Origin of the sequence: Succinivibrio sp. (assembly GCF_045124615.1) — a bacterium.
GTDB lineage: Bacteria > Pseudomonadota > Gammaproteobacteria > Enterobacterales > Succinivibrionaceae > Succinivibrio > Succinivibrio faecicola.
Window position 1 is genome coordinate 1 of sequence record NZ_JBGVMC010000360.1, and the last position, 5,192, is coordinate 5,192.

At 35.7% G+C, this 5,192-nt stretch carries 6 protein-coding genes; 2 read left to right on the forward strand and 4 right to left on the reverse strand.

Features of this window, described 5'->3' with window-relative positions; genetic code table 11:
• Positions 1-290 precede the first annotated feature (290 nt).
• Complete coding sequence (locus ACJML3_RS09575; RefSeq protein WP_406022721.1) at positions 291-542, forward strand: DNA methyltransferase; 252 nt, start codon at positions 291-293, stop codon at positions 540-542.
• Between the two features lie 125 nt (positions 543-667).
• Here the strand turns inward: ACJML3_RS09575 and ACJML3_RS09580 are convergent, their stop codons facing one another.
• Genes ACJML3_RS09580 through ACJML3_RS09595 form a run of 4 tightly spaced genes read right to left on the reverse strand, consistent with a single transcriptional unit; the run spans position 668 to position 4,077 of the window.
• Positions 668-1,066 carry a hypothetical protein gene (locus ACJML3_RS09580; protein WP_219938353.1) on the reverse strand — a complete coding sequence of 133 codons (399 nt, stop codon included), beginning with the start codon at positions 1,064-1,066 and terminating at the stop codon, positions 668-670.
• Positions 1,059-1,838 (reverse strand): ATP-binding protein, encoded by a 780-nt coding sequence (locus tag ACJML3_RS09585; RefSeq protein WP_219938355.1) that lies wholly within the window; start codon positions 1,836-1,838, stop codon positions 1,059-1,061. The genes ACJML3_RS09580 and ACJML3_RS09585 overlap by 8 nt, the downstream gene beginning before the upstream one ends.
• The gene (locus ACJML3_RS09590) at positions 1,835-3,523 is read right to left on the reverse strand and encodes a Mu transposase domain-containing protein (RefSeq protein ID WP_406017064.1); all 1,689 of its coding nucleotides are present in this window, start codon (positions 3,521-3,523) and stop codon (positions 1,835-1,837) included. The genes ACJML3_RS09585 and ACJML3_RS09590 overlap by 4 nt, the downstream gene beginning before the upstream one ends.
• Positions 3,524-3,564: 41 nt before the next feature.
• On the reverse strand, positions 3,565-4,077 hold the full coding sequence (locus tag ACJML3_RS09595) for a DUF6431 domain-containing protein (protein ID WP_219938359.1): 513 nt from the start codon (positions 4,075-4,077) through the stop codon (positions 3,565-3,567).
• Between the two features lie 361 nt (positions 4,078-4,438).
• Here ACJML3_RS09595 and ACJML3_RS09600 point away from each other — a divergent pair, with 361 nt between their 5' ends.
• Positions 4,439-5,083: a transposase gene (locus ACJML3_RS09600; RefSeq protein ID WP_406022723.1), complete on the forward strand. Its 645-nt coding sequence runs from the start codon at positions 4,439-4,441 to the stop codon at positions 5,081-5,083.
• Positions 5,084-5,192 lie beyond the last annotated feature (109 nt).

Genomic DNA, 5,192 nt, shown 5'->3' on the forward strand with positions numbered 1-5,192 from the left:
CATTGTTGGTGTATAAACGAAAGTGTTTAAATAGCATCAAGCAATGGTCTGAAAGGTTCTCGTGTTGGATAAAATCCAAACCGGGTTATATAAACAGGTTAAAAGGAAAAGGTTTAAGTTGCATCATTGAAGTTCTTAGAAAACCTCCTATAAAACTAGAAGGTAAATCTATTGGAACTTCAACAAGTTGCGTTTCTTAAACTGCAGTGTTTGTTAAGAGAATTTTTAAAGTTGAAATCATTGATTATATAGAGTCTTACGAATATTGTTTTTTTATATCGGTGGTAATGATGCAAAAGAAACCCATGTATGAGATGCACAAATATTGGGGAAAAAAACCAAGCGGAGAAATTTTAAACTTTATACAAAAATATTCAAAAGAAGATCAGATTGTTTTAGACCCTTTTTCTGGATATGGAGTAATAGCTTGCGAAGCCTTTTTAAATAATAGAAATGTTATTTCAAATGATTTAAATCCAGTATCAAACTTTATAAATGAAAATCTTTTTGCGTTAGAATTTTGGAATAAATTACAATTTTGACGCATAGATCTTGTTGTCATCGATCATCAGATCTTGTCATAGGCGATCAGAGAATCTTATTCTTAACAGATCGCTTTGAATAAAAAAATGGCATAGTTTTTTGGGTTACCATGCCATTAAGGTTGTTACATCAAAAGCTTATTTCTTTCAATCTGACTTTTTAGTGCTTCTTTTTCACAACTCAACAGACTGTTCTGAATAAGAATTTTTCCTTTTTCAGCCTGCATGCTTAATACTTCTTCTTTTGTTTTTAGTAGCTGATTCATCGCATCATTGTAATTCTCCTGTAGAGATCTAATCTTTGAGGTTAACTCTTTCATCTTCGTTTTCATTTGACACAGTGTTGTCACGTCTTTTTTATGCTCAATAATACTCATAGAGTTGATGAAATCGCAGATTACATCCAAAAGCTCATATGTACTCATATCAGAATTGACAAGTTCCAATAGTTTTCCTGCAGATAATGGAAAATCCTTGTTATATGCTGCATTGATAACAGCTGTTACATTTGCATTACTAATCATTTTGCTCTCCTTTAATTTCTTCATTGGTGCCTCTCCATGATGCACCTTTTAGGGTAATTTCCATATCAGAATCTCTCATTAATCTATCTGCCAGTGCGTCCCTAATTGGTGATGGATCAATGACCTTCTTTAATGAATTCTTTCCTAGCTGAGAGGTGATAATGGTAGAACCTATTCCGTATCTGCATTCTGCAATTTCATTTAAAGCACAAACTATGTTGTCTGGAATTTTAGATAGCCCCCAGTCATCGAAAACTATAAGGTCAATGTTTTTTATTCTATCCCTGAATCTTATGAACGAAGGTCCATCCTTAGAATTTACCATGGTCATAAAATCATTGAAGCGGTAAAACATTACACTATACCCTTTACTCATTGCTTCAACTGCAGCTGCACAAGCAAGTGCTGTTTTACCCGTGCCAGAGGCTCCGCTTATCACAATATTTATACCCTTGTTGATATAATCACAGTCTTTTAGTTTTAAAAGCATCGTGCTTTCGAAACCTCTTGAAGGATCTGGAGCAAACTGTTTGAGGTATATGCGTTTGCGGACTCTTGAATTTCTGAATAATTTGTTAAATCTTTTGTGTGCAACATGCTCCTCATGAGACTCAAGACATCTTTTCAGCTTATCTTCAAACGTCATATCTGTATACATCTCAGGACTGCCAAACTGCTCGTAAAGCTCATCTACCACTCCATCAAGTTCCAGTCTCTGTGCTAGTGCGATAAGTTCACGCTGCTCTGGTAAAAGTACAGTTTTTTCTTTCATGACTGTTCTCCATGTACATCAGGTTCAAAACTATCGAAATCTCTTAAATGTGCATCATCTGGCTCTGTGGGTCTGAATATTTCAAACTCTTCCTGATGCTGAATTTTTTGGTTTTTGTTATATTCATTCTGAAGTTCCTTATACATTTCTGCTACTGAGTAGGAGCTCCATTTATAAGGCTCCAGATTAAGGACAGATATGCAGGCTTCAGAGTACAACTGTTTGAAAAAGCAACGCTTGTATCCATTTATGACAGCCCTGCAGGTTTTTATTGTGACTGATTCTGCTCGACAGTTATTTTTGTCATACTCAATCTTTGAAAGACAGAATCTATTGACGCCGTCATCTAAAGCTTTTGATATTGACGTAACGTCATCCAGTGATGCATAAATCCTGTTGTTTGCATCAATTTTCTGATGTAGGCTCGGTTTGTGACCTTCAACGGCAGTGATCCCCTCTCCATCTGTCCGTAGGTGACGAGCTATTTCCTTGCCCTCATATTTAATTATCACCAGATCATTGGTTAAATAAATATCTACACGTTTCTTGATATATAAGTATGGAACAGAATACTGATGTGCTTGGACTGTTACCATGTAAGAGCCAGGAACAACCACTGATATAGGTTCGCCCATATATTCAGGAATTTTCTTCTCAGGTATTAGTAAAGGCAGTTCATAAGTTTTGAAAAGGTAGTCTCTGGTCAAAGTTGTACTTCGTCTGAAAGGACCTTTGTTAATTAGAGCCTCAACTTTTTCCATAAGGATCTTGTTATGCTCTTGCAATGTACGCAACGTAGTAGCAAATTCGTGCTTCAAACTAGACATAACAGACTGAATTCTTCCGACTGAGTGCTCTGCACAGCTTTTACGTTGTGGCGTATATGGAGGTGCAGCTTCTGCACACATGCCCATTTCCTGCAGATAGCATGCGAAATTTTCATTTATTACAGCTTCTGCATGTGGTTTATGCTGTGTACACCAACAACGTGCATTGTCTACTGTTAAAATACTTGGATGGCGATTTCCTAGGTATCTAAAACCTTCACATAATACTCTGCAACTTTCTGCTGTACTCTGAGCTGTCACAAATCCTGCGTAAACGTAGTAACTTGCAGGAAAAGCAATGGCCATGATCCAACATGTAATTCTGCCGTTATAGGTTAAAAGCTCATACTTGTCACCTGTATAATCAAGCTGAGCGTACAGACCATAAGGAAACGTCTGTGCATAATAAAACTCAGGACTATCAGATTCAATTAAGTCTCTTGCAATTTTTATTCTGGCAGAAAAATATGACAGACTCAGTGGCTGTAGTTCCTTACTTAAAGCCTCTGATTCATATAGAGCATACAGCTGAGTAATATTCAGCTTTTTCTCAATCATCACAGAAGTGAGTTTTTCAAAGTCAGGTAGATATTTATTCTGACTGTCATTTCTAACATCCTGCTGTTTTCTTGGATAGACTTTTTCATAAAGCTCTTTGGGAGACAGCCTTGATATTTCGTCACTGTTACTGATTTCTTGACTTTCAAGCTTATTCTTGAGTCTGATAATCGTGCTTGGGGACACCTTAAGTGAACGAGCAATAAACCTACATGAATCAGTTGATGTTAGTAACCTTATGCAGGCCTGTTTCAACTGAGGAAACCTCAGATATCCTGAATTTTGGCTAGTTTTGTTCATAAAAAGCTCCTTTATTTAATGGACAGGAGCAATTTTATGGATCAACTGGTGTCAAATTGGTAAATCGTGTGGCTGAAGTACTGCTGAACGTTGATACACCTGTGTTTTTCAGAAGTTAAAAGGTAATAAAATCTTGCGATTTTGATGGGGATTGAGAGCATTTTTGGGGGTACTTGGACTTTATTAATAAAAATATGTGTACTTCCAATCTCTTTATATCTTTTTTTTAATTTATGCTTAGCTCGAATAATGTACTCGATCTTGTCGTTTAGGGATTTTCTACTAATTATTGAAACTAGCTTATCCCATTCTTCTTTTGATATTTTCTCGACGGTGTTTATTGGGATTTCATTTGAAAAAACTATACAGAGCGTCTTTACTGAATAGTTGCAGTAAGGAAGGATAAAGTCAGGCAACAGTACATGGGTTCGTTGTACAGGGTTTCCACCCTTACAGATAATTCTTGGTATAAGAAATGTCTTTTCATTTATTCCTATCTGCTTGACAATCCTTGTTATATAACCGTGTATATAAATTTTCTCGCAATTAAGCATCGAGCATAACTTTAAAAAGCCAACCAAGAGCACAATTCTTGATAGAAAAACATTCTCTTTAACAATTCTGAAAGTTCCTTGTGGTAATATGATCATGACTTTTATGTCAGGTCGTGTTCTTTTGTCGCGAAACAAAAGGGGGAACACGACCTTTTTTAATTAATTCAGACCCAATAAGAAACTATCTAAACAGCCTCTTCCCTCAAGCAAAGCTCTTATTTCAAGAATAGTAATTTTTTTAGGATCTTATAAAGAATATTGAGATGACAAGAAGCATTATGAGAAGTGCGTCATAAAGAAGAAGATCTTCTGATCGATTAAATCAAGATAAAGTGATCGATCAATTCAAGATCTTTGCGTCATAACTAAAAGATTTTCCAACTTCAATGAAAAGGTTGTCAGTGAAGTCAGAAAAGACGAACAACGAAGGCTGATTGAAGAAGGAAATGAGGAAGCAGCAGAAGCTCTTAAAGGTAGTAAATACATCCTGACTTCAAGCAGGAATACATTATTAGCAAAAGACGATGCTGCTCATAAAGGAGAAGTAATTTCGAAAGGTAGTGAGCTTTTCAAAAAGGATGAAGTCAAACAAACAGGAGGTCAGATGGGGCGCTATTTGCAACTGCTTTCTCAAAACACCTTGCTGTTTAATTTGGATTACGTAAAAACAATCCTAAATGAGGCTTACAAGCTTGATTCTGAAGAAAAGATGACTATCTACATTGATGAGATTATTTCATATTGCAATTGTACTGAAAATTGCCATTTTAAGTGGTTTGCCAACTTGTTGGAAAATCATAAAGAAGGAATTGTTAGCCATGCAAAATACCGCATTTCCAATGGAAAAATTGAAGTTATAAATCAGAAGATAAAGACTATCAGGAGACAGAGTTATGGATTGCCTGACGATGAATACTTTTTCTTAAAGTTATTTGATGCTTCAAGGCAAAAATGGAATCACAGTTTGGAAAGATCCACTATGAGATCCCACATTTTTCTGTACTGAACCTTAATATATATTCAATATGTTAGTATTATTAGTATGTGTTTTGCTAACACTACACAAAATTAACCATTCAAGGAAAATTTTGTTTTACATGTTCCTTCACACGTTT